Here is a 2,719-nt window from a genome sequence, read left to right on the forward strand (position 1 = left end):
GGCCTCACGGAGCTTCTTGATGATTTCTTCCGGGGTATGTCTCTTGCGTTTCATGATCTCTGTGGGTGTGCTTACGCACACTTCAGACTCTCATAACTCCTGGGTCAACTTTTGGGGTGCAGTCCAAGATCCTGACGACAGGCTTACAACGGTTGCATAAAAGCCCTATTGAGTTCTTTACTTCAGATCCAGAGTTTTTCAACTTTGTAGTTACAACATTACGATTCCCCTAAACACTATGGATAATCCCCAAGACGAAGGTTACGCGAGAGTGCGCATTTATGATAATGGCATGTTTATCTTTAATGGTAACGACTGGAAGCGCGAAGTCATTATCGAAGAAGACGAATTTCAAACCGAGACATTGGATGAAATTTTAGGGCGCCTTAACTCGGAGTGGGCGCATCATCAGGTGTACTGTAGTTTCATCGGCTTTGAGGCGAAGATGAAACGGATGCTTGCAGGTGCACATCTTTTGCCGGGAGCATGGGTAGTGGAGGAAATGCGAGTGACGCCTCTGCCGCCCGAGGAGCCGGGCCATTTTTATTGATGCTTCGGTGAGAACGGCTTCGTAATGCTTGTGAAGCTGATGGAATGAGGTCAGGACGATTACTCTAAACCTAACAAAAGTTAGGGTTTTGATTTGATTCGGCTGTAGATTAATGACCATAGGGTGCGCCTACTAGAATGGCGTTTTCATGACGCTCCGACGTGCAGGACGTCCGCTCAGACACCTGCGCCGTCTGGCCAGCCGATGGCGGCGGGTGACGAGGTTGGGGGCCCGGCCCCTCAGGCTTCGCCAGATCCCATGCCGCCACGGCAGCCGCCGCAGGCAGTGAGCAACCACCCGGAGATGGCGCAGGCGACGGCCCCGGCCAGTCACCGTGTGGCTCCCCCCGCCCCACCCATCTGGCAGGGCCGTGCGCGGCATGGCGAGGATGCGGCGGTGCTGGGTCGCAACCCGGACGGGACTTTTCAGGTGCGCTTGAATGGCGCGGAGAAAACCTTCAAGGAAAGTCAGGTGGCTGCGATGACCGGGATGCAGCGCGGGCCGCTGTATGAGATGCTGGGGAGGGCGACGGTGGGGCGGATGAATTTTCAACCACGGAAGGGGCGGAAGACACGGAAGGTGGGGATGAGGGGGAGATGCCTGAGGTGGTGAGATTTGCCAAGTCTGGTGGTTTGGGATCGTTTGGGGCGGACGGGGATCGGGGGTGGAATGGGGGCCTTTTTACAGAATTAACAAGATGGCAGGATTAACAGTATGTGTGGCAAGGGGGCGGACGGGGGTGTGCGATGGGAGAGCGGTTTACCGCGAGGACGCGGGAAGCAGCAGGCGGGACGCCTGTGCTCCATGCTGCGGACGGGGGATTCCGGCGTCCTTTCAGGACGCGAACTTGATCGGCATCGTTTGTTAGGTGAGGGTCCGGTGGTTCTCGGTGGCTGCGCCACCTTCACCACCGGCTACGTTCCGGGCTCCCTCCGGGAGCATGGGAGCATGGGAGCATGGGAGCATGGGAGCATGGGAGCTGGGAGCTGGGGGCATGGTGGCGTGGGGGAGGCGCAGGGGGAGAACGGTTTACCGCGAGAGGACGCAGGGTGCTGCAGGCGGGACGCCTGTGCTTCATGCTGCGGACGGGGGATTCCGGCGTCCTTTCAGGACGCGAACTTGATCGGCATCGTTTGTTAGGTGAGGGTCCGGTGGTTCTCGGTGGCTGCGCCACCTTCACCACCGGCTACGTTCCGGGCTCCCTCCGGGAGCTGGGGCCGGAGTGGCGGGTGCGGAATTCCGCAGAAGGGAGGCCTTTGGGAAGCCCGGGGTAGGTGAGCTTTTCGAGAGCGCCAGGGGACTGGCGCAGTCCAGGACGCTTCGCGACTGCGGTGCCGCTGCGAGCGTCGAGGCGGAAAGGTGGAGGCAGGTTCAGGGGCCGGGACTTGGCAAGTCCCGCTCCTTGGGGGGCGTGGGGAAGCTCGGGGATGAGGTCTGCGAACGATTGAAATGGGATGCTGCGCATCTGGGGGTTTAGGATGCGGACAGGAGTGTCCGCGCTCCCCTCGGGCCCTCTTGACGCCTTGACTGCCTTGACTTTTGACGTCTTGACCTCCGAACTGAGCACTGGCTCCCTCTGCTCCCCTGCTCTTTCGGGGGCCGGGGTCAGAGGACCATGGGGCGGAGGGCGGCTTCTTTTTCGAGGCAGGGGGGGAGGGTTTTGCGGAAGTCGTCGAGGCTGACGGGCTTGGTGAGGAAGGCGTTCATGCCGACTTCTTTGCACTCTTCTTTGACGCCGGTGAGGGCGTGGCCGGTCATGGCGATGATGGCGGGCTGGTTTTTGAGATGGAAGTTGCTGCGGATGGCCCGGGCGGCGTCGATGCCGCCCATGATGGGCATCTGGAGGTCCATGAAGATGAGGTCGTAATTACCGGCGCTGACCATGTCGACGGCTTCCTGGCCGTTGTTGGCGACGTCCACCTGGGCGTAGCCGAGGCGCTGGAGGAGCATGGTGGCGATCTTTTGGTTCAGGGGCTGGTCTTCGACGAGGAGGATGCGTGCGGGGTGCTGCTGGGCGAAGCTTTCGCCATGGGCGGTGGCGGCGGCGGCGATGGCGCGGTTGGTCTCTTGGGAGATTTGGGCGTCGTGGCTGGCCTGGCCGGCGCGGCTGGGGGTGGGATCTGGATGCTGGTGGAAGTAGCCGGTGAGGGAGGGCGGGGTGGGGGGGGC

The 2,719-nt window shown here is 60.9% G+C and carries 3 protein-coding genes; 2 read left to right on the top strand and 1 reads right to left on the bottom strand.

Going from position 1 to position 2,719, the window contains the following annotated elements; all coding sequences use genetic code 11:
• Nucleotides 1–238 precede the first annotated feature (238 nt).
• Nucleotides 239–550, top strand: coding sequence for a hypothetical protein (locus ABEB25_RS24380; protein ID WP_345739069.1), 312 nt, complete (start codon nt 239–241; stop codon nt 548–550).
• Between the two features lie 258 nt (nt 551–808).
• Nucleotides 809–1,162 (top strand): hypothetical protein, encoded by a 354-nt coding sequence (locus ABEB25_RS24385; protein WP_345739070.1) that lies wholly within the window; start codon nt 809–811, stop codon nt 1,160–1,162.
• Nucleotides 1,163–2,155: 993 nt separating this feature from the next.
• Here ABEB25_RS24385 and ABEB25_RS24390 read toward each other — a convergent pair.
• On the bottom strand, nt 2,156–2,719 hold a 564-nt coding region (locus ABEB25_RS24390; RefSeq protein ID WP_345739071.1), incomplete at its 5' end, for a response regulator.

The sequence above is a fragment of the Prosthecobacter algae genome, from assembly GCF_039542385.1.
In the GTDB taxonomy this organism is placed as follows: Bacteria; Verrucomicrobiota; Verrucomicrobiia; order Verrucomicrobiales; family Verrucomicrobiaceae; genus Prosthecobacter; species Prosthecobacter algae.

Bases quoted from the DNA above. Each gene is read 5' to 3' on its own strand.
- ABEB25_RS24380 (WP_345739069.1), top strand. From the start codon at position 239: ATGGATAATCCCCAAGACGAAGGTTACGCGAGAGTGCGCATTTATGAT.
- ABEB25_RS24385 (WP_345739070.1), top strand. From the start codon at position 809: ATGCCGCCACGGCAGCCGCCGCAGGCAGTGAGCAACCACCCGGAGATG.